The organism is Mesorhizobium sp. WSM4820, from assembly GCF_055811075.1.
In genome coordinates this window covers 38,835-64,110 of record NZ_JBVVQN010000002.1, presented here as the reverse complement: position 1 = coordinate 64,110, position 25,276 = coordinate 38,835, and the positions used below count along the sequence as shown (strand labels likewise).

Sequence of the window (25,276 nt, the reverse complement as noted above, 5' to 3'; positions counted from 1 at the left end):
ATGACGGCCTACCTGAAACTCGACCATATCGACAAATCCTTTGCCCGCGGCGGCCAGGTCAGCGAGGTGCTGAAAGACATCCGGCTGACCATCGACAAAGGCGAATTCGTCTCCATCATTGGCCATTCCGGCTGCGGCAAGTCGACCTTGCTCAACCTGATCGCCGGGCTGACCAGAGTCTCCGCCGGCGCGGTCCTGCTCGAGGACAAGGAGGTCGACAGCCCCGGACCCGAGCGCGCCGTGGTGTTCCAGAACCACAGCCTTTTGCCGTGGCTCACCGTCTACGAGAACATCAATCTGGCGGTGTCGAAGGTGTTCGGTTCGACCAGGACCAAGGCCGAGCGGCATGACTGGATCATGCGCAATCTCGACCTCGTGCAGATGGCGCATGCCAGGGACAAGCGGCCCGCCGAGATATCGGGCGGCATGAAGCAGCGCGTCGGCATCGCCCGCGCGCTGGCCATGGAGCCGAAGATCCTGCTGCTCGACGAGCCCTTCGGTGCGCTGGACGCTCTGACGCGCGCCCATCTGCAGGATGCGGTAATGGATATCCATTCGAGGCTTGGCTCGACGACGATCATGATCACGCACGATGTCGACGAGGCGGTGCTGTTGTCCGATCGCATCGTCATGATGACCAACGGTCCAGCGGCGACCATCGGCGAGGTGCTTGCGGTGCCGCTGGCCCGGCCGCGCCGGCGCATCGAGCTTTCCTCCGACCGGACCTTCCTGCGCTGCCGCGAGGCGGTGCTGAAGTTCCTCTACGAACGCCACCGCTTCGTGGAAGCGCGGAGTAAGGCCATGACCGGAAATCGCGTCATCATCCACAATTGGCAATCTGCATCGGCAATGGGCAATCTACCGCATTGCACAAATATTATGCTGCTGTGCAAGGCATTCTGACTAATCTTTGATCCGCTGCCGGGCTTGGTCAAAAATCGCGCGGCTGCGGTTCACATTGATTTCATTTGATAATCTGGAGCGCTGTCGAATTGGCACGCTTCCTGCTTTTCAGATTGTAGGTCCGAAAGGGCCAAGTGACACGGCGTCCAATGGCGGGCGCCACAGGCAAAGCTGCCGCTCAGGTCAATACGCGATCCCGGATGGACGGACGCGCAAAGACCTGACCGGCGGCTTTTTTGTTTTTACGCGATCGACGGCGCTGGTCCCAAGCGGCGCCCAACCGGAGACGACGATGACGAAACGGATCGGAACTGGCGCGTCCCTCGCGGACTTCACGCGCCGCGATTTTCTGGCCAGCAGCGCGCTGACGGCGGCACTGTTCACCGCCGCGCTCCTGCTGTTTCCCGTCGGCGCCAAGACGGAAAGCAAGGACCTGACCGTGGCGAGCCCGGTCTCGTTGCACGCACCGATGCCGCGCCGCTGATCATTCACCCACAAACATCCGCGGTGCCTCCCACGCCGCAAACCGGAGCCAGACGTTGACCGCAAATCTCCCAGCCGCGCCCAGCCAGGACAATGCTCCCCGCCAGGCGCTTGTGATGTCCACCATCGCCTTCACCGTCTGCTTCGCGGTGTGGACGATATTTTCAATCATCGGCGTGCGCATAAAGCAGGACCTTGGGCTGAACGAGACGGAGTTCGGCCTGCTGGTCGGCACGCCGATCCTCACCGGTTCGCTCGTGCGCATGGTGCTCGGTGTCTGGACCGACCGTTTTGGCGGACGGCTGGTATACACCGCGACCATGCTTGCGGCGGCGGTCGCGACCTTCCTGCTCGCTTTTGCGCAAACCTACGGACAGATGCTGGTCGCCGCGTTAGGCGTTGGGCTCGCCGGTGGTTCCTTCGCCGTCGGTGTCGCCTATGTCTCGCGCTTCTTCCCGGCCGGCAAGCAGGGCACGGCGCTTGGCATTTTCGGTGTCGGCAATGTCGGCGCCGCGGTCACCAAGTTCCTGGCACCATTCGTGCTTCTCTCCTGGGGCTGGCAGTCGGTCGCGCTGATCTGGGCGGCAGCACTCGTGGTCATGGCCGCCGTCTTCTGGTTCACCACCGACGACGATCCGGTCATCCGCGAGCGCCGCGCCGGCAAGGCAGCACCCGCGAGAAGCTTCTTGCAGGAATTCGCGCCGCTCAAGAACCTGCAGGTCTGGCGCTTCGCCTTTTATTATTTCTTCGCCTTCGGTGCATTCGTGGCGCTGTCGCTGTGGTTGCCGCGCTACCTGATCGGCGTCTACGGATTCGGCATCGCGACCGCCGGCATGATCGGCGCGGCCTATTCGATCCCGGCGAGTATCTTTCGCGCCTATGGCGGCGTGCTATCCGACCGGATCGGCGCCCGCACCGTGCTCTACTGGACCTTCGCGGTCAGTGCCGTCGCGACTCTCGTTCTGTCTCTCCCCTCGGCAGACTACGTCGTGCACGGCATCAGCGGGCCGATCGCCTTCCATTTCGAGATCGGCCCGTTCGCCTTCATAGCCGTTGCCTGCGTGCTCGGCTTCTTCATGAGCCTTGGCAAGGCCGCCGTCTACAAGCACATCCCGGTTTACTACCCGCAGAGTGTCGGCGCGGTCGGCGGCGTTGTCGGCATGATTGGCGGGCTCGGCGGCTTTATCCTGCCAATCGCCTTCGGCGCACTCAACGACCTCACCGGCGTCTGGTCGAGCTGCTTCATGCTGCTCTTCGTCATCGTCGCCACCTGCTTTGCCTGGATGCACTTCAGCATCCGGCGGATGGAGCGCGCGGCCGCCGCCGAAGCTTCAGGCCTTTCCTACGCGGCTGAATGAGACAGGAGTGGATCAGGACATGACCGAAAAACTCGTCATCATCGGCAACGGCATGGCCCCCGGGCGCATGCTGGAGCACCTGCTGGAAAAGGCGCCGGACCTCTACCAGGTCACCATCTTCAATGCCGAGCCGCGCGTGAACTACGACCGCATCATGCTGTCGCCGGTTCTGTCAGGCGAAAAGGACTATGAGGAGATCATCATCCATGGTGATGGCTGGTACATCAAGCACGGGATCACCCTCTACAAGGGCCACAAGATCGTCGCCATCGACAGGCAGGCAAAGACCGTCACCTCCGATCATGGCGTGACCGAGCCCTACGACAAGCTCGTCATCGCCACCGGCTCGGTGCCGTTTATCATCCCGGTGCCCGGCCATGATCTGCCGGGCGTCCTGACCTATCGCGATCTCGACGATGTTCGGGCGATGATGCTGGCCGCGCAGTCACGGGCCAAGGCCGTGGTCATCGGCGGCGGCCTGCTCGGGCTGGAGGCGGCAGCGGGCTTGAACGCGCAAGGCATGGACGTCACCGTGCTGCATGTCATGCCGACGCTGATGGAGCGTCAGCTCGATCCGGCCGCCGGCTATCTGCTGCAGCGCGCTGTCGAGCAACGCGGCATCAAGGTCATCACCAAGGCCAACACCCAGGCGATCACAGGCAAGGGTAAGGTCGAGCAGGTGGAACTCGCCGACGGAACCATCATCCCGGCGACGCTGGTGGTGATGGCGGTCGGCATCAGGCCGAACGCCGCTCTCGCCAAAGAGGCCGGTATTGCCGTCAATCGCGGCATCGTCGTCGACGCCGGCATGCGCAGCAACGATCCCGACATCTTCGCGCTCGGCGAATGCGCCGAGGTCAACGGCATGGTCTACGGCCTGGTCGCACCGCTCTATGAGATGGCGCGTGTCGCCGCCAGCCAGTTGGCCGGCGACGAGGCCGCCGTCTTCGTCCATTCGGACACGCCGACCAAGCTCAAGGTTACCGGCATCGAGCTGTTCTCGCTTGGCGACTTTGCCGAGGGCGAGGACCGCCAGGAGATCGTGCTGCGCGATGCCGCGGCCGGCGTCTACAAGCGCCTGGTGCTCAGGGATGACCGCATCATCGGCACCGTGCTTTACGGCGAGACGGCGGACGGCGCCTGGTTCAACGACCTCAAGAAGAAGCAGACCGACATATCGGAAATGCGCGACACGCTTATCTTCGGCCAGTCATACCAGGGAGGCGCCTCCCTGGACCCTATGGCGGCCGTTGCAGCCTTGCCGGATGATGCGGAAATCTGCGGCTGCAACGGCGTTTGCAAGGGAAAGATCACTGGCGCGATCACGGCCAAAAGCCTGACCTCGCTCGACGACGTGCGCGCTCACACCAAGGCGTCCGCCTCCTGCGGCTCCTGCACGGGGCTGGTCGAGAAGCTGATGGTACTTACCATCGGCGACAAATATAATCCGGCGGCGGTGCAGCCGATGTGCGGCTGCACCACGCTCGGCCATGATGAGGTCCGCCGGCTGATCAAGGCCAAGGGCCTGAAGACCATTCCCGCCGTCATGCAGGAACTGGAATGGACCACCTCCTGCGGCTGCGCCAAATGCCGGCCGGCGCTCAATTACTATCTCGTCTGCGACTGGCCGGACGAGTATGCCGACGACTACCAGTCGCGTTTCATCAACGAACGCGTACACGCCAACATCCAGAAGGACGGCACCTATTCGGTGGTGCCGCGCATGTGGGGTGGCGTCACCAATGCCGCCGAACTGCGCGCCATTGCCGACGTCGTTGACAAATTCGAAATTCCAATGGTCAAGGTCACCGGTGGCCAGCGCATCGACATGCTCGGCATCCGCAAGGAGGATCTGCCGGCGGTGTGGGCCGATCTCGGCCAGGCCGGCTTCGTCTCCGGCCACGCCTATGCCAAGGGACTGCGCACCGTAAAGACCTGCGTCGGTTCGGACTGGTGCCGCTTCGGCACGCAGGATTCGACGGGGTTCGGCGTCCGCATCGAGAAATTCATGTGGGGCTCGTGGACGCCGGCCAAGGTCAAGATGGCGGTGTCGGGCTGCCCGAGGAACTGCGCCGAGGCAACCTGCAAGGATGTCGGCGTGATCTGCGTCGATTCAGGCTATGAGATCCATTTCGCCGGGGCAGCCGGCCTCGACATCAAGGGAACCGAGGTGCTCGGCCTGGTCAAGACCGAGGACGAGGCGTTGGAGCATATCGTGGCGTTGACGCAGATGTATCGCGAGCAGGGCCGCTATCTCGAGCGCATCTACAAATGGGCCAAGCGCATCGGCATCGCCGAGATCAAGCGCCAGATCATGGACGATGGCGAGAAGCGCAAGGCTTATTTCGACCGCTTCGTGTTTTCGCAGAAATTCGCCCAGATCGACCCGTGGTCGGAACGCGTTTCCGGCAAGGACAAGCACGAATTCCGGCCGATGGCTTCGGTCGGCTTCGCGCAGGCGGCGGAGTGATGATGATGAATTGGATTGCTGTCGGCACGCTCTCAGACATTCCGCGCCGCGGCGCGCGCTGCGTCGCCACGCCTCAAGGCAAGATTGCTGTCTTCCGCACCGCTGACGATCAGGTCTTCGCCATCGAGGACCATTGCCCGCACAAGGGCGGGCCGCTCTCGCAGGGGATCGTCCATGGCGCGGCGGTGACCTGTCCTTTGCACAATTGGGTGATCTCGCTGGAAACCGGCAAGGCGCTTGGCGCCGACGAAGGTGCGGTGCGCACCATTCCGGTGCGGATCGAGGGCGAGCGCCTGTTCATTGCGCTGGAAGCGCTGGCCAGTCGCGCGGCTTGAATTATGAAGATCGACCAAGCGCGCGAGGTGAGGACCACCTGCCCCTATTGCGGGGTGGGCTGCGGCGTGCTGGCGAAGGTCGCCGCACGGACTGGGACGAAGCGCTCGACCTCGTCGCCTCGACCTTCTCGCGGACCATCGCCGAGCACGGTCGCGACGCGGTCGCCTTCTACGTCTCCGGTCAGTTGCTGACCGAGGACTATTATGTCGCCAACAAGCTGATGAAAGGCTTCATCGGCTCGGCCAATATCGACACCAATTCGCGCCTGTGCATGGCCTCGTCGGTTGCCGGCCACCGCCGCGCCTTCGGCTCTGACACGGTGCCGGGCAGCTACGAGGATCTGGAACTCGCCGATCTGATCGTGCTGGTCGGCTCCAATCTCGCCTGGTGCCATCCGGTGCTCTACCAGCGCATTGCCGCTGCCCGGGAAAAACGGCCCGACATGAAGGTGGTACTGGTCGACCCGCGCCGCACGATGACATCAGATATTGCCGACATGCATCTGGCGATCGCGCCGGATGGCGACGTCGCGCTGTTCACAGGGCTGCTCGCCTATCTCGGCCAGCACAACGCGCTGGACCGCACCTATATCACGGCGCACACAACCGGCTTCGGGCAAGCCCTTTTTGCCGCTTCCGCGCTCGACCTTGCCGGCATCGCCGCTGCCACGGACCTCGGCGAGGACGAGCTTGTCCGCTTCTACAGCCTGTTCGCCGCGACGGCGAATACGGTGACCGTCTACAGCCAGGGCGTGAACCAGTCGTCCTCGGGCACCGACAAGGTCAATGCCATCATCAACTGTCATCTCGCCACCGGCCGCATCGGCAAGCCCGGCGCCGGACCGTTTTCGGTGACCGGCCAGCCCAACGCCATGGGCGGTCGGGAGGTCGGCGGCCTGGCCAACATGCTGGCCGCCCATATGGAGATCGAAAACCCCGAGCACCGCGACCGCGTGCAGCGGTTCTGGAGTGCGCCGACCGTCGCCGAAAAGCCCGGCCTGAAGGCGGTCGAGATGTTTCAGGCGGTAGCCGATGGGCGCATCAAGGCGCTGTGGATCATGGCTACCAACCCGGTCGACTCGATGCCGGACGCAGATGCCGTCGAGGCGGCGATCAAGGCCTGCCCGTTTGTCGCGGTGTCGGACGTGTTGGCCAAGACCGACACGGTCCGCCACGCCCACGTCCGGCTGCCCGCCGCCGCATGGGGCGAGAAGGACGGCTCGGTCACCAATTCGGAGCGCCGCATCTCGCGCCAGCGCGCCTTTTTGGCCACGCCCGGAGAGGCAAGGGCCGACTGGTGGATCGTCGCCGAAGTCGCCAAGCGGATGGGTTTTGACGAAGCGTTTTCGCATCCGTCGCCAGCCGATATCTTCGCCGAGCATGCCGCGCTGTCGGCGTTCGAGAATGACGGCGCCCGCGATTTCGACATCGGTGCGTATGCCGGGGTCGATGCAGAGACCTATGAGGAGTTGGCGCCATTCCAATGGCCGGCGCCGAGCCAAGGCACCCCCCTCTGGCCTGCCGGCCATCCCGGCAGGCCAGAGGGCGGTGTTCAAGCTGGACATAGCTCAGCCAGCACCCGCTTCTTCGCCAACGGCAACTTCTACACACCCGACGGCAAGGCGCGCTTCATCCCAATCCGTCCAGTTCCGCAAACCCGCACGAACGAAAAATTCCCGCTGGTGCTCAACACCGGGCGGGTTCGCGACCACTGGCACACCATGACGCGGACGGGAAAAAGCCAGCGGCTGTCGCAGCACCTGGCCGAGCCGTTCGCCGAAATCCACCCGGCGGACGCGCAGCACTTCGGCATCGGCGATGCCGACATCGTCCGCGTCTCAACCGAGCATGGCGAGGTGCTGCTTCGTGCGCTGGTGACGGCGCGGCAGCGGCCAGGCTCGGTCTTCGTGCCGATGCATTGGACGGACCAGTTTTCCGCGCGGGCTCGCGTCGATGCGCTGGTGGCGCCCATCACCGATCCGATTTCAGGACAGCCGGCCTCGAAGAATGTTGCCGCCCGGGTGGGACGCTTCGCTGCCTTCGCGTTCGGCTTCGCGGTGCTTGCCGAACGGCCAGCCTCGATCGACGCCGACTATTGGAGCCTCGCCCGCTGCGCCGCCGGCTGGCGTCTCGAGCTTGCGCTGGAAGCCGACCGGGACTGGCCGGGTTTCGCGGCCTCGCTTTTCGGGGCGGACGCGCCAGGCGAGACGCTCGCCTATCATGATGTCGCCGGCGGGCACTATCGCTTCGCCCGCTTTGCCGGCAGCCGGCTGACTGGCGCGCTCTATCTTGCGCCCAGGCCGGTCGCGGTGTCGCGCGGCTGGGCGGTCGAGCAGTTGAGCGCGGACCATGCCGATCGGCGCGGACGACTGGCGATCGTGGCGGGGCGGCCGGGCGGCAACAGCGTCGATCGCGGCGCCATCGTCTGCTCCTGTTTCGGGGTCGGCGCCAATCAGATCGCCGAAGCGGTGCGCGGAGGCTGCGTAAGCGTCGAAGCGATCGGCGCCAGCTTGCATGCCGGCACCAATTGCGGCTCCTGCCGCGCCGAGATCAGGACCATCATCGAGGCGCGGCGCCTTCACGCGGCGGAGTGAGGGCGTCCAAAGCGCGTCGCGACGCTTACCAGCAATTTACAAACCGTGGGCTACCAACGTCCTTATCCGATTCGTTCCGAGCGGGACCATTATGAGCAAAGCCCTCACTTCATTCGCATTGGTGGCCATATTGACGGCTTTGCTGATGGCTCTCAGCCTGGCGGTGGCCAGGCATGGCTATCCCTTTGGTGCGATTGGCGCAGAACGCCTGGACGACGTCGCCGATGCCGGGACGTTTATCCCGCTCGCGGGCGTGTACTTCTTCAGCGCGCTGCTGATGATGATCCTGCCGATCAGGGTCGCCGGCATCGTCCTGACACATGCTGCGGATGCGATCTTCTGGACAGTCATCGTGTTGTTCGCGGCCATCATTGGCGGCCTTGCCGCCAGATGGGCTTTCGATCGAAGCAATGTCCTGCCGGCACTGCTGAATTGGCGGTTCCTGTTTGTCGTGGCCGTCGTCGGCTGCCATCTCTTCATGAACGAGCTGCGCCGCAATATCCTGCTGAGAAGCCTGTTCTTTGTCGTCTTCGCCGCAGCGACGCTCGCCTGCCTGTTCTGGTCGTTCACCATCTGAGAAACCTCGCAGCCGCTGGGCCTGACGGCTCAGTTCTTGTCGACCGGCTTCGAGCGCATGCGCGAAACGGTCTCGCGTTCGGCCCGCTTCGAACGCATTGGCGGCAGGCCGCGGTCGATCAGGTCCATGTCTTCCAGCACCATGTCGCCCATGCGCTTGAAAGCGATGTCGAGCGCGCCGGCCCGGTGGGCGGAGCGCAGGAAGCCGGGCAGCGTGCGGACAGGATGGTCCTGCGCCAGCGGCTCTTGCGGAAACACATCGCTGGCGGCGACGATGTGGCCGCTGCGAACTGCATCCATCAGCGCCGGAAAATCGACCACGCCGGCACGGCTGAGCAGGATGAAGGCGGCTCCTTTGCGCATCCTGGCAAAGGCCTCAGTGCCGAGAAAACCCTGGTTTTCGCTGGTCACTGAAGCGACGACGAAGACGAAATCGCTACTCGACAAAACCGTGTCGAGGGAAGCCGGCTCGACGCCGTTCTCGATCAGGATCGAGGGCGGCAGCCACGGATCGAAGACCTTGGTCCGCGTGCGAAAGCCCGACAGCAGCCGGTTGAGCGCACGGCCGAGATCGCCGAAGCCGATGATACCGACATCCGCGCCGGAGAGAAGCCGCGCCGCCCGGTTGCCCTCGCCGCCCCACACCTCCTTGCCCTGACGAAACGCAAGATCGGCGTCGACGATGTCGCGGGCGAGGTTGAGCGCCATGGCAAGACCGAGCTCGGCCACCGGCTCGGCAAACACCATGCCGGTGGTGACGACATGGATGCCGCGCGAAAACAGCGTTTCATACGGCATGTTGTTGATGAGGTTGCTCTCGACATTGAAGACACAGCGCAGCGCCGTCATCCTTTCCAGCGTCTCCGGCGCGATCGGCGGCTGGCCGACGATGTAGCGCGCTTCGGCGAGCACATCGTGTGGCAGGGCCGCGACGCCTTCTGGCGACGTTTCGACGATACGGTATCTGGCGCGGAATCTCGCCAGTGCCTCGGGCGTGAAAATCAGGTCGAGCGTGCGTGGCTCGGGCGCACTGATCACCAGCGGCAACGCGCTGTCGGACATGGCAGCCTCCTCCTGGCGCGATCCGCGTCGCGCCGCACTAGAATCATGGTTTACCACCTTGACACCCAAGCAGGCTTGCCGGGCTTCGCCTGCCGGGTTTGTGTTTGTCGCAGGTTTTTATCGGAAAACATCGAACACTTTTCCGAAACCTGCTTAGCACATGCCTGTCGAGGAGCAGAACTTTGCCGCTGGCGGCCTTGCGGTGTGGCGGCTGGTGGTCCAGATAGACGGCAATCGAAGGACAAGGAAGACAGCGACATGATCCCGTTTCGAAAGAACCTCATCGATGGCGAGTGGGTGGGCGATGCCGGCTCCCGCAACATCAACCCTTCCAATCTCGACGACGTGGTCGGCGAATATGCGTCGGGCGACGCCGAGCAGGCGCGGCAGGCCATTGCGGCGGCGAAAGCGGCATTTCCTGCGTGGTCCCGATCGGGCTTGCTGGCACGCCATGCGGTGCTGAGGAAGGCGTCGGACGAGATCACCGCGCGCAAAGATGAAATCGGCCGGGCGTTGGCGCGCGAGGAGGGCAAGACGCTGGTCGAGGGAATTGGCGAAACCGTGCGGGCCGCCCAGATCTTCGATTTCTTTGCTGGTGAGACGCTGCGCCTGTCAGGCGAGCTGGTTCCAAGCGTGCGGCCCGGCGTCGGTGTCGAGATCACACGCGAAGCGGTCGGCGTCGTCGGCATCATCACACCGTGGAATTTCCCGATCGCCATCCCGGCGTGGAAGATCGCTCCTGCCCTGGCCTACGGCAACACCATCGTCTTCAAGCCGGCCGAGCTGGTTCCGGAGAGCGCCTGGACCATTGTCGACATATTGCACCGCGCCGGCCTGCCTAAGGGTGTGCTCAATCTCGTCATGGGCAAGGGTTCGGTAGTCGGCCAGGCCATGCTCGACAGCCCTGACCTCAATGCCATCACCTTCACCGGCTCGGTCGGCACCGGCAAGCGCGTGGCTGCCGCCAGCATCGAGCACATGCGCAAGTACCAGCTCGAAATGGGCGGCAAGAACCCGCTCGTCGTGCTCGACGATGCAGACCTTGCCGTCGCCGTCGACTGCGCGATCAATGGCGCATATTTCTCGACCGGCCAGCGCTGTACGGCGTCGTCCCGCCTGGTCGTGACGGACGGCATCCATGACCGCTTCGTCGATGCGATGAAAGATCGCCTCGCCAAGCTGGTCGTCGGCGACGCCCTCGATGCGAAAACCCAGATCGGACCCGTCGTCGACCAGAGCCAGTTGAAACAGGACGAAGACTATATCGCCATCGGCCGCCAGGAAGGCGCCGATCTCGCCTTCGGCGGCGAGCGGCTCGATCGCGAAACCCGCGGCTTCTACCTGCAACCGGCGCTGTTCACGCAAGCCACCAACGCCATGCGCATTTCACGCGAGGAGATTTTTGGTCCGGTCGCCAACGTCATCCGCGTCAAGGACTATGACGAGGCCTTGGCGGTAGCCAACGACACGCCGTTCGGGCTGACGTCGGGCATCTGCACCTCGAGCCTCAAGCACGCCACGCATTTCAAGCGCAACTCGGAGGCCGGTATGGTGATGGTCAATCTGCCGACGGCGGGCGTTGACTTCCACGTGCCTTTCGGCGGACGCAAGGGATCGAGCTACGGCCCGCGCGAGCAAGGCCGCTACGCAGCGGAATTCTACACTACGGTAAAGACCGCCTACACGTTCGCCGGCTAAGTAAATCAAGCCAGACGAAATCGAACGGCCTTCCCAGCGAGCGCGAGTTGCCGGGAAGGCGAGCGTCTTCGTGGCCGAAACGACAGCGACCACTGGGCGCTAATGCATGTCGCGCACATGCATGGAACAGCAACCTAAAGCGCGTCGCAGGAGGCCGGTAAAACGCGGCGCGTTTTAGCCGTCATTCAGCAGGGGTCCTTGCGAGGAGGGCTCGCCGGCTGCGACAGCCAGCCGCCGGAGAACCCGGCCTTGCACAGGCCGCGACGGATATGCGGGCTCGACCGCATCAGCTCCCAGATCAGCCGCGAGCGGTGGTTTTCAATCATCAGCACGACGATGCCTTGGTCCAGTCCATAGTGCGCATCCGATATCCAGCCGCTCGGCCCGAACTTCCGCCGGTTCGCCAGCGTCGGGTTGAAGCCGCTCGGCATCCTGAAACCGTCGACCACCTCAGGGTGGCGTTCTCTGAGGTGGCGCAGCGCAGGCAGGCAGATTTCCGGCGCGAAGGGCAGCGATGCGAGATACGACCACGGCGCAATCGTTCCGTCATCGGGGCCGAACGGTGCGCCACGCGCTGCATAGCCGGAAAATTTGCGCGGCCGCCGCTCGATCCGCGCGCGGAATTTGCCGGGTCCGTCACCCGCCGAAAGGCCCCAAAGTGCTTCGCCGTAGCCGTCATAGCCAGAGGGGTTGTGCCGCGCATAGTCCCGGTGAAGGTAGGTCGCGCGGCGGCTGTTTTCGAAATAGTCCGAGTTCTTGTCCCGCATGAACGCATCCCGGATGCCATCGAAGTCAATCCAGGCATGCGAGAACTGGTGCATGAACAGCGGGCCGCCATAGAGCACGTCGTAGCCGTAGATGTTTTCCCACTGATATGTCGCCGTCCAGCCGGCATAGCTGTCGTCCGAGGCGGGTTTGTCGGGGGCGGCCATTGCCAGGACGTAAAGGATCGTCGCTTCGTTGTAGCCTTCCCAGCCATAACGCAGAAAGCCGCTCTTCGGCTTCCAGCCCTGTCGCAAGATCGGTCTGCTGCCTTGAATCCATCGCCAATCGACGCGTCGGTAGAGCATTTCCGCCAGCTCGCGGATTTCGGTTTCGTCGTCAGTGTCGCCTGTGAAATAGGCGCCAGCCGTGAGCACGCCGGCCATCAGCAGCGCCGTGTCAACCACCGACAACTCGCATCGCCAGGCGCGCAGGCCGGTCCGCATGTCGAGGAAATGGTAGTAAAAGCCTTTGTGGCCGGTGACGTCGTCGCCATCGCCTTGCCGGCTGTTCCAGAAGAAACGCAGTGCGGCAAGCGTCAGCCTCACGGCTGCGTCTCGTGCTATCCAGCCGCGCTCGACCCCGACCGGATAGCAGGACAGGGCGAAGCCGACGACCGCGATGCTTGCCGGCCAATTTGGCCGCGACGTATCGGCAACCAGTCCGTTTTCCGCATTCACGGTTTCCAGAAAATAGCCGAAGGCGGCGCGCTGGAAGCGGTCGAGCAGTTCTTCGTCGGACTGTGGAGGTTCGATCCTAAGCAAACGACGGGAACTCCAGTCTGGCGTCCGGGGTTGCAAATCGTTCCAGTTGCTTCAATAGGTCGCCCGGCCGCCGGAAACGTCGAAAACGGCAGCCGTCGTAAAGGAACATTCCTCGGAAGCGATCCACGAGATCAGCGCCGCCACCTCCTCGACCTCGCCAAACCGCGCCATTGGTATTTTCGACAGCATGAAATCGATGTGCTGCTGGCTCATCTGCTGGAAGATCGCGGTGCGCACCGCTGCCGGCGTGACGCAGTTCACCGTCACCTTGGTCTTCGCCAGTTCCTTGCCCAGCGACTTGGTCAGGCCGATCACCGCCGCCTTGGAGGTGCTGTAGGCAGAGGCATTCGGGTTTCCCTCCTTGCCGGCGATCGAAGCGATGTTGACGATCCTGCCGTAATTGCGCTCGAGCATGTGCGGAACCAGCGCCTTGTTGCAGTAGAAGACGCCGTTGATGTTGATGTCGATGACCCGGTGCCAATCCTCCACCGAATAGTCCCAGGTCGTCATGTTCGGTCCGGTGATGGCCGCGCTGGTGACCAGGATATCAACCGCGCCAAGGGCTTCGATCGTCTGCCGGGCGGCCTGTGCGACCGCTACAGGATCGGCGACGTCGACGGTCACGCCGTGCAAGTCGGCGATGACAGCCTTGGCCTGCTCGATCTGGGTGGAGTTGCGATCCCAGACGCAAACGCGCCCGCCCTCTTCAACGATTCGTTGCGCGACGGCCAGGCCGATGCCTGAGGCGCCACCGGTGACCACGGCCGATCGTCCGGCAAACCGTCCCGCAAAACTCATTGGCATATGGTCTCCCTCATTTGCCCGCCCCGACGGGCGCTGGCGACACCGCCGGCGGCGAATGTGAAGTCAACAGCGGAGAAGTTCAAGCCGGGGACTGGAGCCTCGAACAGGTTCATGGCGGGCCAGGAGCAGGCGGTTGAGAGCCGCTCTTGGCTACGACCTGACCATTCGATGCTGGGGCTGCCGTCTCTGCAAGCCGACTTCCACGCGCACAGTTCAAACGTTCTTGATCGACTTCCAATGGCTCAGCCGCTCCGCAATCAACTCCACTCGTCGCTGGTTGTCGCGCCCGTCCAGGATGCTCAAGTCCTCCGGTTCGGCGCGCAAGTAGACGCCTGAGGTGCGCGCGTTCAGTTTTGGCTGCGTGTCGGCGCGTGTGGTAAAGTACCCGGACGCGCGATCGGCGGACTCCAGCCGGATCTCCCCCGTCCCGTACAACTGCGACGCGTTAGCATCCAAGGGCCGTTCTCCATTCCAAAAGTAGAAGATGCCGGCAGGCTCCTTTCTCTCCTTTACCGCCTCGCTCCAGTATCTGGCTGACAGACTGCCATTCTCTTGCCATGAGCGGCCGGCCAACTCCAACGCGCCATCGCGGTCTCGCGAGATACGCAGGAGGCTCACGGCGGACGGTTCCTTTACGGTCCGCTCCGACAGGGAAAACTGCCACCAAAGGCCCTCTATTCGGGCGACGCGGCCTTCATTTTCAACAGCTTTTCGCAGCTTTTGGTTGACCGCTCTCATCTCCGCGGCGGTCGTGGCTTCGCCATACCTCACGGACGTCAGGCCCAGGAGATCGCTTGGAAGCTTGGAACCGTTGGCATGAAGGATAAACGTTCGGCGCATTCCAAGGACTCCGCCGAAAAGGCCGGCTTCGAAGACGACATTGTCTCGCGGAGAAGCCTGAGCGGATACAGGAGCAGATGATGCTGGCAGGCTTACACTGGTCCAGTCGTCCTGGGCGAAGACGAAAGCGGCGAAGTCGACTTCACGCGTAAGCTCGAGCAGGCGCCCCAGGGTGGTTGTCCCCGGATTGAAGGACGTCGTCCAGGGTTCCACATGCGCGATGTCTTCAAGCCCGCGTGTCAGCGCCTGCAGCAGTTTTTTCTGCTTCCCCGACGAGCCCAGGAAGATTCGAGGTTTGTCCATCCGTTTGCTCCAACCCAGCAGATCGGGGACGACCAGCGTCTGCCAATTGTTGGTGTGGCCATCGTCTGGTTGTCCCCGAGATAGCGTACGCGGAGGGCCTCATTCATTGCAACGGATGCAACGAATGCCGGCTGCTATTTTTCGGTCCGGTGCTGAAAGCAACTGCAAAAACAGTTCGGCGCGGCGGTCATGCCGACCCTCTCGTTAGATGCGGCGGCGATGGCTTTTGACGGCGCCGAGAGCGATGCCCCAGCCCTGCGCCGGGATGCTCGGGTTCTTGCCGCACGGCCTGTCGTGGCCTTTTACCGCCGTCTCGGGGCGCCTTATGGCTGTTTTTGCCTCATTTGGGTGACAGGCTGTGGGGGATGGGTTATATTGGACTGCACAATGAGAGCGTTCGCGCATGGCGCGGCGACGAATCGGCATTGAACTGCATGGACGGGAATTCGCTACCGAGATGAAGATTCCAAAATCTCTGTTGGTCGACCCGGAGAAGAGCACCGTCTACGGCGCATTTGCTGTTGCCATCTCCATTTGGGCGTTCTCCTACTCCTCGGTTTTCGGCCCGATCCTGATCCTGGCCTATTATGCGGTCTGGCTTCCCCTGATTCTGGTAGACTACCGGCGGCTGTTGCGGCATGCCTCCAGCGCGTGGCTGCCGCTGGCGTTTGCATTCTATGTCTGCCTCTCGGTGTTCTGGTCGGATGCCCCCGGCATCACGTTGAGGACGTCAATCCAGTATTGCTCCCATATCGCCTGCGCCTACATCGCCGCGCGCACCGTCAGCGTCCGGACGTTGACGATAGGCTCACTGATCGGGATTTTTGTCGTCCTGCTCTATTCGCTCAAGGTCGGGGGTTATTCCTATGATATGCTCGACGGGACGTACAATTTCGTCGGCGCATTCAGCTCCAAGAACCAGATCGGCTTTGTCGCCTCCCTTGGCATCTATTTTTGCATTGTCTTCCTGGTTTTTCTCAGGCGCGGCCGGATAAGCTTCATCCTGACGGCGCCCATCCTCGTCCTATCGGCCTATCTTCTGATCATGGCGCATTCCGCCACCTCGACGGCTTCGATACCGGCAGTTCTCGCTCTGGTGGCTCTGCTTGCCATGGCCAAAAAGCTTCCACTCCGCTACCGACGGGTGATTTTCGTGGTCGGCGCATGCGGGCTGGTCGTGGTCACCGCAGTTGCCTTTGCAGGACTTCTGGATTTCGTCCTTGGCGCCTTCGGAAAGGATTCCACGCTCACCGGACGGACCTATCTTTGGGAGCAGGGCTGGGAAGCGGCGCAGCAGGCGCCAGTCCTCGGCGTCGGCTACGCGGCCTATTGGGTGCAGGGGTTCGCCGAGGCCGAGCGGCTCTGGAACGAATTCTACATCACAACCCGAAGCGGCTTCCACTTCCACAACACCTATATCGAAGCCCTCGTCGAGCTCGGTTATGTCGGGGCGACGCTGATTTCGCTGATCATCCTGCGCACGCTATGGGGCCATATATCGGCCCTGATATTCAGGGCATGGCAAGCCGAGTCGGTGATTCTTGCCGGCGTGATGGTGCTTTTGTTCATTCGGTCCTTCGTTGAGATCGACACCTTCAACCCCTACATCACGGGCTCCTTCCTCCTGTATTACAGCTACTTCAAGCTGGTCAGGGTGCATGTCGCCCGTCCCCGATGGACCGCAGCGGACCTCGCGGAACCAGAAACCGCAGGGCGCTAAGCAAGGGCTAAAATATTACCTTGATTTTGGTGGCGCGCACAAAAACGCCGCCTGACAGCGCCAAGGCCAAGCAATCATCTCATCTCACAGGCAGCAGGCGAGCCTCGCCCGAGTTGGGTTTGCTGCCTGTTGATCAGGCCCTGAGGGTCAGGAGCGCGTACCATGCGAACCGCTTCACAAAGGGAAGCGTCAAAACCACTGAATCGACAGCTTTGCCAACCGTGTAGACGGTCTCCGAGATGGTTCGCGGCATCAGCGCGCTTCCTACGGAGCACAGGCCGAAATAGTCCACCTGGACATCGCTGAAATAGCGGCGGGCCAAAGCGAAGTCCGAAATCAGCAAGGGATGTTCATCAGCGGTGCGGATGAGGGGCGTCCGCTTTCTGTAGGCATTCAGCAGCGGATTGTGTCCCATCGGCTCGTAGAAGGACGCCACGCCGTTCGGCTTCAGGACACGGACCACATCGGAAAAACACCGGTCCAGGTCCAGGTGATGGATGATCCCGCGTCCATACACCAGGTCGAACTTGTTGTCCTCGAACGACATGGCTTCCGCATTCATCGCCAGGAATGTAGCGTTCGTGCTTCCAAGCGCGCTCGCCCGTTCGTTCGCCTTGTTTACTGCTACATCCGAAATATCGATCCCCGTCAGAGATCGGCAAAGATCGGGCAGGTGCAGGGAATGCAGGGACCACCCGCCATCGGAGCAACCGTACTCGAGCACGTCTGCGTTTTTCGAAAGCCGTTTTATCTGCTCGTCTTGACGTTCAGCGCCATGTCGAATCGTTCGATACCACTTGTCCAGGCTTCCTCTTGGATCCTCCTCCTGACTAAACCTGAGATTGTGAAATTCTCTTTCTCGACTGACGATTTCGTCCCTTGCACTGTGCATGACGAAGTCCTCCTCGGATTTGAGTTGCAACTAAAGCACAACATCTCCTTGCGCTGTAATTACTCACGTCCCGAGTTGGCGGCAGGCTGGCTTGTCGGGCAGCGAGCATAGTGTCGACGAGTTCATGGTCGAACTCGTCCGGGTCGAACTCTTTGCCGATCGAATCTTGTTCGGCTTGATCGGATCGGCCGATCGCTCGAAGGCTTACTGGCTTGCCATTGGCACCAGCTTCACCTTGATCACGTCCCCAGGCAGCACGGGTGTATCTTCGCTGGCGGCGATTTCGCTGGTCTTGCCGTCGACCATCCGGACCAGGCCAAACGACATCGTTGGCTCTTCGCCGTCGCGATAGCCTTGTAGCGCCGGATTCCCCGACATGGCTTCGGCCATCAGGCCGGTGTGCATGTTCATCTTGAGCATTGTTTCGGCGAGATCGGCTTCTGCCTGTTGCCGGCCAGTGGCGAGGTCGGCATTCTGGGTGTTCTCCAGGTCGATGGCGTCCTGGTTGGCCTTGCTGATCGACTGCCTGGCGGTGAGGATAGCCGTTTCGTAATCCAGGATCTGTCCTTCCAGGTCGGCGATCGTTTGCTGCGAACCCAGAACCCGAGTGTTGACCACAAGGCCCTTTTGCGCCAGCGAACCGATGCCGCTGAGCTGTTCCTTTGCCAGGTCGACCTGCCGCTGCTGGTTGACGATCTTTTTCTGCAGCGAATCGATCTCGCTCTGCAGCAGCTTCTTCAAATCGTCGAGCGCCTGAAGGCGCAGTTTGAGATTCTTTTGATCGGCCGTCAGGATCGCCATCTCGTCGGCAACGATGCTTGCCAGCTTCGGATCCTCGGCCAGCTCTTTCGGCACGTCGAATGTCGGCTTGTCGGCGATCTGTGCTTCGATGCGCGCGCGCCGAACGATCAGTCGGACCCGTTGGTCCTGGAGAACGTCAAACTCGCCCTTGGCGTTGATCATGTCGCGGTCGTACCGCTGTCCTTCGGGGGCCCGCCGGACACCGCCGGCGATGCTCATCGCCCTCAGGACGGTCAGGTCGGGCACGTAGGGATACTGGCCCGGCGTCTGCACCTCCCCGGAAATGTAGAACGGCCTGTACTGCGCCATTTCGACGGAGGCTTCCGGCCGGTCCGCCAGAGCGAGCTTGCGCTGGAGCGCCTGGCTGATCGCCGCCGCGATCTCGGATGTGGTCTTGCCGGATGCCGGCATTTCGCCGACGAACGGCACCGACAATGTTCCAGACGGGCCGACCGTGTATTCTCCGTTGACGGCTGTCCAGTCGCGGAACGTGCCTTCAACGGTCTGCCATTCGGCCACGCGGATGGTCAGCTTGTCCTGGGATCCAAGCCGGTACTCGTCGGCCGCGGCGAGTTGCGGAACGGCGAGCGCCAGCGCGAGGCAGGTGGTCATAAGCCGCATCGGTCGCATGCGATTGCTAACCGTGCCGGCCCAGGAGATTTCGAAGATGTCTGTTTTCAACTGTATGTTTTCCGATTCGCTTTGGGCCGGTCCGATGAAGCTTGCTGCAGAATGCCTGGCGTCTGGACAGTCACTCCGCGCACAACCGGCTGCCGGCCGGTCAATAGCAGCCCCGCGACATCCAGACGGCAGGCACGGTCTTGATGATGATGCGAATGTCCTCGAACAGCGACCAGTTTTCGACATAGTGGCGATCGAACGCGACACGGCTGTCATAGGAAACGTCATTGCGGCCGCTGACCTGCCAGAGCCCGGTCAGGCCAGGGCGCGATTTCAGGTAATAGACGGCCGAACTGCCGTAGATTTCGAGCTCGTCGCGCACCACCGGGCGAGGACCGACAAGGCTCATGTCACCCTGAAGGATGTTGATGATCTGCGGCAGTTCATCGAGGCTGAGCTTCCTCAGCACGGCCCCGACACGCGTGACGCGCGGATCGTTCTTTAGCTTGCGGGTAGCTATCCATTCGGCCTTGGCGTCCGGGTTCGCGGCAAGGTATGCCGCCAGCACCTGTTCGCCATTCTGCACCATAGTGCGAAACTTGAGGCACGGGAAAATCCGTCCGCCCCGCCCGATCCGCCTGTGACCGTAGAAAATCGGCCCGCCGTCGGAAAACTTGACAAGCAGCGCGACCATCACAAACAGCGGACTGAGAGCAACCAGCCCAATCAGTGAACCGGCGATATCGAAGCTGCGTTTGAGCAGGCCGCCGATTGGTGGAAAGTCGATACCGGCCTGTGGAAAATCCGCGTCGGCCGGCTTGGCTACGTCCCTCATGCATAAACTCCATACGTTGAACGGATGGTTTGCCGCACGATATCAAAAAAATGCTGCATCGCAACACACAATTCCTTGAGCGCCTGAAATAATCGCGTCATGCATTGATTAAATAATAAACCGATCCTGCGCAAATTTTGGTCTTTTATGGCGCGTTCGTGACAAATTATGGGCAACCTTGAAAAAGTTAGTGCCTTTTTGAGGCTGATTTTGGGCGTATCGCACTTTGTGCCGCGTGGTTGAGAATTATCGTGCTGTAGCTTTTTAAAATATAAAGCGCTCCTAAAGTAAAATACTGATTAATATTGCGGCTCTTACTGACGTGAGTCCATACCGGGTGATTGGTTGTGATGCCGGGGTGTGCGTCGCAACATGGCAGAGTCGATCCCCCGAACTTATGCAAAATAATTTGCGGCTGGCCTTGCCCGCTATTGCACACCTTAATAGAGTTGCAAATTGTTTCTGTCAGAGTATGGACAGCGTGGGAAGGCCGGAAGCAACCGGCCAAAAAAGCGGGTGGCCTCAACAAGCTCGCATGGCGAAGGGAGGCTCGGGGTGGTCAATCATCGATTTTTGCCCGAGCAGGTTGACGGGCTGTCGGGTATGTCGCTACCAAAATTCATTATTGGCATGATTTTCGCGCTGGCGATCGTGGTCGCCTGGTCTTATCTCGACGGCGCTTCGCTAGGCACAACGCTTTTTCGCGCTATAGCCTGCGCAGTTGTCATTCAACTGGGCTACTTTCTGCTTGTTTTCGCCATGGTTGCCAGAAATACCCCGACGTCGGCCGACAAGATTCGCGACGTCGAACGAAAGCTGAGTTCGACCGAAGCGGCCGATGGCGAGAAGTTCAGTGCCAGGAGAAGCCTCCACTGACCTGACGGCAGGTAGCGTCGGCCGGGTCCCTGGCGGACTGCTCGCCCGACAGCATCCTGGGCAACCGACTTGCGGACTTCCCCTTCAGCCTAAGATCCTCTGACTCAGCCACCATGCCTAACCTCTGTCGATCGACTTGGTGATCAGCCACTCGAGTGCGCCGACGCCCCATCCAGAATGGGCAGGGACGGTGTGCGAAGCGGCCCGCCTATCCGCTGGCATTTCACCGCCCGTCGATTTGCGCCATGACGACCCCGAAAGGAAAGACTGGACGGAGCGAGTGATTTTAACGATGCTTCGCACTCGCAGCATAAGTGCCGGCCGATGTTTCGTACAGCCGGGCAGTCAGTGAGAACGAGAGCTGCATTGGGGGAGAAATTCGGAGCTACCTGTGCAGTCGAGAGGCGAATTGATGACAGAACCGGAAGTCTGCGTGATCATTGCCGCCCGCAACGCGGCGCGGACAATTGCGGTTGCCATCGCATCGGCCTTGCGCGAGCCGGAGGTGGCCGAAGTCGTCGTCGTCGATGACGCCTCCACTGACGATACCGCGAAAGTCGCTCGGACGGCCGACGATGGCAGCGGCAGGGTTTCCGTCATCCGGCTCGACGTCAACGGCGGTCCCTCCTTCGCCCGCAACGCAGCGATCGCCAGTTCCAAATCGCCGTTCATCAGCATTTTAGACGCCGACGATTTTTTTCTCGAGGGCAGATTTCGCGAGTTGTTCGCCAGCGCCGATTGGGATTTCGCTGCCGACAACATCATGATGATCAGGGACGATGCGGCGACCGACGTTTCGAAAATCACCGCTCCGCGGTTTTCGGCCGATCCGGAATTTCTCGATTTCGAGCGCTTCATCGAAGGCAACATCTCCAGTCGTCGTGTGCAGAGAGGTGAGTTGGGTTTTCTCAAACCGGTGATCAGCCGCGCTTTTCTGGACCGGCATGGGCTGCGCTATGACGAAAACCTGCGGCTGGGCGAAGACTATGAACTCTACGCGCGCGCAGTTGCTTGCGGGGCGCGCTTCAAGGTCATCAGGTCTTGCGGCTACGGCGCGATCGTTCGCGCGGATTCGCTGAGCGGCCAGCACAAGACGCAGGATCTCAAGCGTCTGGCCGACGCGGATCTGGCGCTGCTGGCGATCGACAGTTTGCCGGAAGGCTCGAAGGCCGTGCTCAGAAAGCACGAACGGCAGGTGCGCGACAAATATCGGTTGCGAAACTTCCTCGACGTGAAGAACGAGAGAGGGCTGACAGCGGCTGCGGTCTACGCCCTGGCCAGCCAATCCAATCTCATTCCCATCGTTCGCGGCGTGGCCGCCGACAAGCTGGATGCGCTGTTTCGCCGCGCCGGCTTTGGCTCGAAACAGCCTGTGCCGTCGCGGCGCTTTCTCATGGCCGCAACCAGCCCGGTCGGCGAGGCTTGAGCTGGTCCGCCGGCGCCCCACACCGATCATGTCAACAGGTCCTTACCCTGCCTCAAAGCGATGCGAATTTCCGATTCGCCGCACTAGGTGGTTGCCTACTCGCTTTGGGAATGGCATGTATGTTGCGGTGCAGCAATTCTGATTGGCTGTTTGAATCGGCCGAAAATGTCCGCCTGTCAGAGGAGCTGGACGATGCGACAAGAACTTTTTTGGCCCGGCCGGGCACAAGGGACAGCTTAGGCCGGCTATGACAGGAAACTGAGCGCATGGCCTCGATATTTGGCTTCAGATCAAGGGATCCGGCTCGAGACAGGCAGACCGATATCTCGCGCCTTGACCGCCTGGCAAAGCTGCTTGACCAGATCGCAGCCGAGATCGAGGCGGAGAAAAACGGGCTTGAGAATCGCTACCGGACAAAGGCCACCAACGCCGCCTTCCTGGTCGAGGCGATGGAAAATGGCGCGGCCTCCTCCAGCAGATCCTCCGAGGTCAGCGAACTGACGAAGTCGATCCTGAATTACGAGCGGCGCATCGCGGCGCTCGCCCGCCAGAACGAATTGATGAAGGGTCTCCGGCATTCGCTGGATGCTATCTTCGATGAAAGCGCCCAACCTGGCTCGGCCACCAAGGCCGATTTCGCCAACCCTGCCGCCGGCGCGGGGTGAAATTTCAAAGAGCCTGGCTGGCGCCACTGGGCAAGAAGCAGTCAACCGGGGACGCTACCGGCAGAAGGTCAAGATCAACTCGTTTCGTCATGGTTTTGAACATCGACTTGGGTTGGGGGGGCGCACAGCACAAGGTGAGTTTGGTATGAACGCGGATTCGAAAAGCACGTCCACCCCAGCAACCGGCGACCGGCCGTTCACGCACATGATGAGGCAAGGGAAACTGAGGCAGCTATATTCGGGCGGAGCGTTTCTGCTGGTCGCACTCGGCAGCCTGGTTGCGGGCCCGACCCCTTCCCGTTCGCAGGACATCCCGACTGCGCCATCGTTCGTCGATGATTTCACCAGCTTCGACCGGGCGCGTTGGTACATTGCCGACGGCTGGGCGAACGGCAAGTATCAGAACTGCATCTGGTCCAAAAGACAGGTCAAGCTTTCCAACGGCATGCTGACGCTCGGTTTCGAAAAGCAGAAGGTGAAGGATCGCGACTTTGCCTGCGGCGAGGTCCAATCCAAGCAGCGCTTCGGCTATGGCACCTATGAGGCGCGGATGAAAACCGATTCGGGCTCTGGCATTAACGCCTCCTTCTTCACCTACATCGGCCCAACCGACAAGCAGCCGTGGGATGAAATCGACTTCGAGGTGCTGACCAAGGACACCTCCAAAGTGCAGGTCAACGCCTACATCGCCGGCAAGGGCAATAACGAGAAAGTGGTCGATGTAGCTGGCGGCACCGACAAGGCTTTTAACGATTACGCCTTCGTCTGGGAGAAGGACCGGCTGCGCTGGTACGTCAATGGCGAGTTGGTGAACACGATCACCGATCCGGCAAAGCTGCCCAGCCATGCGCAAAAGATATTTTTTAGCCTGTGGGGCAGCGACACGATGAAGGAATGGCTGGGGCCGTTTTCGGATCCGGGTCGCAAGCTTACCTTGCAAGTGGATCGCATCGCATTCACGGCGCTCGGCCAGCCATGCCAGTTTCCGGAATCGCTGGCATGCAGCATTAAGTAAAGACCAATCTGAACCGGCCGGGCCGAAAGCGCTCCGAAGTCTTGAACAGGAATGAAATCAAATGAATTTAACGGTCTTTGGAATCGGCTATGTCGGTCTGGTGCAGGCGGCGGTGCTTGCCGAAGTCGGCCATCAGGTACTATGCGTCGACATCGACGTGAAAAAGGTGGAGCGGCTCAATCAGGGCCTCATTCCGATTTTCGAGCCCGGGCTCGAAAACCTCGTCAAGGAGAACCATGCGGCCGGCCGCATCAAGTTCACCACCGACGCCGCGGCCGCCGTCAAGCATGGCCAGATCCAGATGATCGCTGTCGGCACGCCTCCGGGCGAGGATGGTTCGGCCGACCTCAAATATGTGCTGGCCGTTGCCGAGGCCATCGGCCGGGAGATGGATGCGCCCAAGATCGTCGTCGGCAAGTCGACCGTGCCGGTCGGCACCTGCGAAAAGATTAAGGCCAGGATCGCCGTGACGCTGAAGGCGCGGGGCCGCGAGGATCTTGCTTTCGACGTCGCCTCCAATCCGGAATTCCTCAAGGAAGGCTCCGCGGTGGCCGACTGCATGAAGCCCGACCGCATTATCGTCGGCACCGGCAGCGAGGACACCGAGGCGGTGATGCGTGAGCTTTACGCTCCATTCAACCGCAACCATGAGAAGATGATCGTGATGGATGTGCGCAGCGCCGAGTTCACCAAATACGCGGCCAATTGCATGCTGGCGACCAAGATCAGCTTCATGAACGAAATGGCCAATCTGGCCGAGGAACTCGGCGCCGACATCGAGGAGGTCCGCAAGGGCATCGGCAGCGATCCGCGCATTGGCTACCACTTCATCTATCCGGGCCTCGGTTATGGCGGCTCGTGCTTCCCCAAGGATGTGCGCGCCCTGATCAAGACCGCCGAAGGCGTCAAATTCGATGCCAAGCTGCTGCGCGCCGTCGAGGAACGCAACAACGAACAGAAATCGGTCCTGTTCGACAAGGTGAACCGCTGTTTCAACGGCAATCTGAAGGGCAAGACTTTTGCGCTGTGGGGCCTGGCGTTCAAGCCCAATACCGACGACATGCGTGAGGCGCCGGCTCGGGTCTTGATGGAAGCGCTCTGGAAGGCCGGCGCCAAAGTGCAGGCTTACGATCCCGAGGCGATGCAGGAATGCCAGGCCGTCTACGGACTGCGCGAGGATCTGCTCTTGTGCGGGACCAAGGAGGCAGCGCTGCGTGGCGCCGATGCGCTCATGATCGCCACCGAGTGGAAGAATTTTAAGGCACCGTCGTTCGACGCGATCAAGGATGCGCTGTCCACGCCGATCATCTTCGACGGTCGAAACCTCTACGACCCCAAGGTCATCGCTCGCTACGGCATCGAATATCACTCGATCGGCAGGATGGCGGCGTGAGATCAGGCGGGACAGGCCGGTGGCTAGGACATCAAGGAAGATCGCGAAGGCTTCGATGAACGCGCTCGTGTCAACAAGGG

Annotated in this window: 19 protein-coding genes and 2 pseudogenes; 14 read left to right on the top strand and 7 right to left on the bottom strand. The window is 61.5% G+C overall.

Features of this window, described 5'->3' with window-relative positions; translation table 11 throughout:
• The 7 genes and pseudogenes from AC0L2R_RS03670 to AC0L2R_RS03640 all read left to right on the top strand — a co-directional run.
• Positions 1–789 (top strand): annotated as a pseudogene (locus AC0L2R_RS03670) (ABC transporter ATP-binding protein); the annotation flags it as partial.
• Positions 790–1,195: 406 nt separating this feature from the next.
• On the top strand, positions 1,196–1,387 hold the full coding sequence (locus AC0L2R_RS03665) for a hypothetical protein (protein WP_236392143.1): 192 nt from the start codon (positions 1,196–1,198) through the stop codon (positions 1,385–1,387).
• A 115-nt stretch (positions 1,388–1,502) separates the two neighbouring features.
• On the top strand, positions 1,503–2,744 hold the full coding sequence (locus AC0L2R_RS03660) for an MFS transporter (RefSeq protein WP_473508059.1): 1,242 nt from the start codon (positions 1,503–1,505) through the stop codon (positions 2,742–2,744).
• Positions 2,745–2,763: 19 nt separating this feature from the next.
• Positions 2,764–5,214 (top strand): nitrite reductase large subunit NirB, encoded by a 2,451-nt coding sequence (nirB, locus tag AC0L2R_RS03655; protein ID WP_473507766.1) that lies wholly within the window; start codon positions 2,764–2,766, stop codon positions 5,212–5,214.
• Complete coding sequence (gene nirD / locus AC0L2R_RS03650) at positions 5,214–5,549, top strand: nitrite reductase small subunit NirD (RefSeq protein WP_208602492.1); 336 nt, start codon at positions 5,214–5,216, stop codon at positions 5,547–5,549. Before nirB ends, nirD begins: the two co-directional genes overlap by 1 nt.
• A 3-nt stretch (positions 5,550–5,552) precedes the next feature.
• A pseudogene (locus tag AC0L2R_RS03645) lies at positions 5,553–8,143 on the top strand (nitrate reductase).
• Positions 8,144–8,234: 91 nt separating this feature from the next.
• Complete coding sequence (locus AC0L2R_RS03640; RefSeq protein ID WP_023796760.1) at positions 8,235–8,720, top strand: hypothetical protein; 486 nt, start codon at positions 8,235–8,237, stop codon at positions 8,718–8,720.
• Positions 8,721–8,749: 29 nt separating this feature from the next.
• On the opposite strand, the gene AC0L2R_RS03635 is transcribed toward AC0L2R_RS03640, so the two are convergent.
• A complete protein-coding gene (locus tag AC0L2R_RS03635; protein ID WP_473507765.1) occupies positions 8,750–9,781 on the bottom strand; it encodes a hydroxyacid dehydrogenase in 1,032 nt (343 codons plus the stop codon).
• Between the two features lie 261 nt (positions 9,782–10,042).
• On the opposite strand from AC0L2R_RS03635, the gene AC0L2R_RS03630 reads away from it, so the two are divergent.
• Entirely contained in the window at positions 10,043–11,479 is a 1,437-nt protein-coding gene (locus tag AC0L2R_RS03630) for an aldehyde dehydrogenase family protein (protein ID WP_473508058.1), read from the top strand.
• A 185-nt stretch (positions 11,480–11,664) separates the two neighbouring features.
• On the opposite strand, the gene AC0L2R_RS03625 is transcribed toward AC0L2R_RS03630, so the two are convergent.
• The 3 genes from AC0L2R_RS03625 to AC0L2R_RS03615 form a co-directional block, all read right to left on the bottom strand.
• Positions 11,665–13,005, bottom strand: coding sequence for a glucoamylase family protein (locus tag AC0L2R_RS03625; protein ID WP_473507764.1), 1,341 nt, complete (start codon positions 13,003–13,005; stop codon positions 11,665–11,667).
• A 51-nt stretch (positions 13,006–13,056) separates the two neighbouring features.
• A complete protein-coding gene (locus tag AC0L2R_RS03620) occupies positions 13,057–13,809 on the bottom strand; it encodes an SDR family NAD(P)-dependent oxidoreductase (RefSeq protein WP_091592787.1) in 753 nt (250 codons plus the stop codon).
• A gap of 213 nt (positions 13,810–14,022) precedes the next feature.
• Positions 14,023–14,952, bottom strand: a complete 930-nt coding sequence (locus AC0L2R_RS03615; RefSeq protein ID WP_473476336.1) for a TIR domain-containing protein — start codon at positions 14,950–14,952, stop codon at positions 14,023–14,025.
• Between the two features lie 457 nt (positions 14,953–15,409).
• On the opposite strand from AC0L2R_RS03615, the gene AC0L2R_RS03610 reads away from it, so the two are divergent.
• Positions 15,410–16,672, top strand: a complete 1,263-nt coding sequence (locus AC0L2R_RS03610; protein ID WP_091593000.1) for an O-antigen ligase family protein — start codon at positions 15,410–15,412, stop codon at positions 16,670–16,672.
• Between the two features lie 133 nt (positions 16,673–16,805).
• On the opposite strand, the gene AC0L2R_RS03605 is transcribed toward AC0L2R_RS03610, so the two are convergent.
• The 3 genes from AC0L2R_RS03605 to AC0L2R_RS03595 form a co-directional block, all read right to left on the bottom strand.
• Positions 16,806–17,594, bottom strand: coding sequence for a class I SAM-dependent methyltransferase (locus AC0L2R_RS03605; RefSeq protein ID WP_473507763.1), 789 nt, complete (start codon positions 17,592–17,594; stop codon positions 16,806–16,808).
• 174 nt (positions 17,595–17,768) lie between these two features.
• Positions 17,769–18,977 (bottom strand): polysaccharide biosynthesis/export family protein, encoded by a 1,209-nt coding sequence (locus tag AC0L2R_RS03600; protein WP_091593002.1) that lies wholly within the window; start codon positions 18,975–18,977, stop codon positions 17,769–17,771.
• Positions 18,978–19,146: 169 nt separating this feature from the next.
• Positions 19,147–19,821: a sugar transferase gene (locus AC0L2R_RS03595; protein WP_091592795.1), complete on the bottom strand. Its 675-nt coding sequence runs from the start codon at positions 19,819–19,821 to the stop codon at positions 19,147–19,149.
• Positions 19,822–20,376: 555 nt separating this feature from the next.
• Between AC0L2R_RS03595 and AC0L2R_RS03590 the strand changes: the two genes are divergently transcribed.
• The 5 genes from AC0L2R_RS03590 (at position 20,377) to AC0L2R_RS03570 (ending at position 25,196) form a co-directional block, all read left to right on the top strand.
• Positions 20,377–20,697 carry an exopolysaccharide production repressor exox gene (locus tag AC0L2R_RS03590; protein ID WP_473507762.1) on the top strand — a complete coding sequence of 107 codons (321 nt, stop codon included), beginning with the start codon at positions 20,377–20,379 and terminating at the stop codon, positions 20,695–20,697.
• A gap of 412 nt (positions 20,698–21,109) precedes the next feature.
• Positions 21,110–22,123, top strand: a complete 1,014-nt coding sequence (locus tag AC0L2R_RS03585; RefSeq protein ID WP_473507761.1) for a glycosyltransferase family 2 protein — start codon at positions 21,110–21,112, stop codon at positions 22,121–22,123.
• A gap of 266 nt (positions 22,124–22,389) precedes the next feature.
• On the top strand, positions 22,390–22,788 hold the full coding sequence (locus AC0L2R_RS03580; RefSeq protein WP_091592800.1) for a hypothetical protein: 399 nt from the start codon (positions 22,390–22,392) through the stop codon (positions 22,786–22,788).
• Between the two features lie 145 nt (positions 22,789–22,933).
• Positions 22,934–23,803: an endo-1,3-1,4-beta-glycanase ExoK gene (gene exoK, locus AC0L2R_RS03575; RefSeq protein ID WP_473508057.1), complete on the top strand. Its 870-nt coding sequence runs from the start codon at positions 22,934–22,936 to the stop codon at positions 23,801–23,803.
• Between the two features lie 61 nt (positions 23,804–23,864).
• Positions 23,865–25,196 carry a UDP-glucose dehydrogenase family protein gene (locus AC0L2R_RS03570; protein WP_473507760.1) on the top strand — a complete coding sequence of 444 codons (1,332 nt, stop codon included), beginning with the start codon at positions 23,865–23,867 and terminating at the stop codon, positions 25,194–25,196.
• The last annotated feature ends 80 nt before the right edge of the window (positions 25,197–25,276 follow it).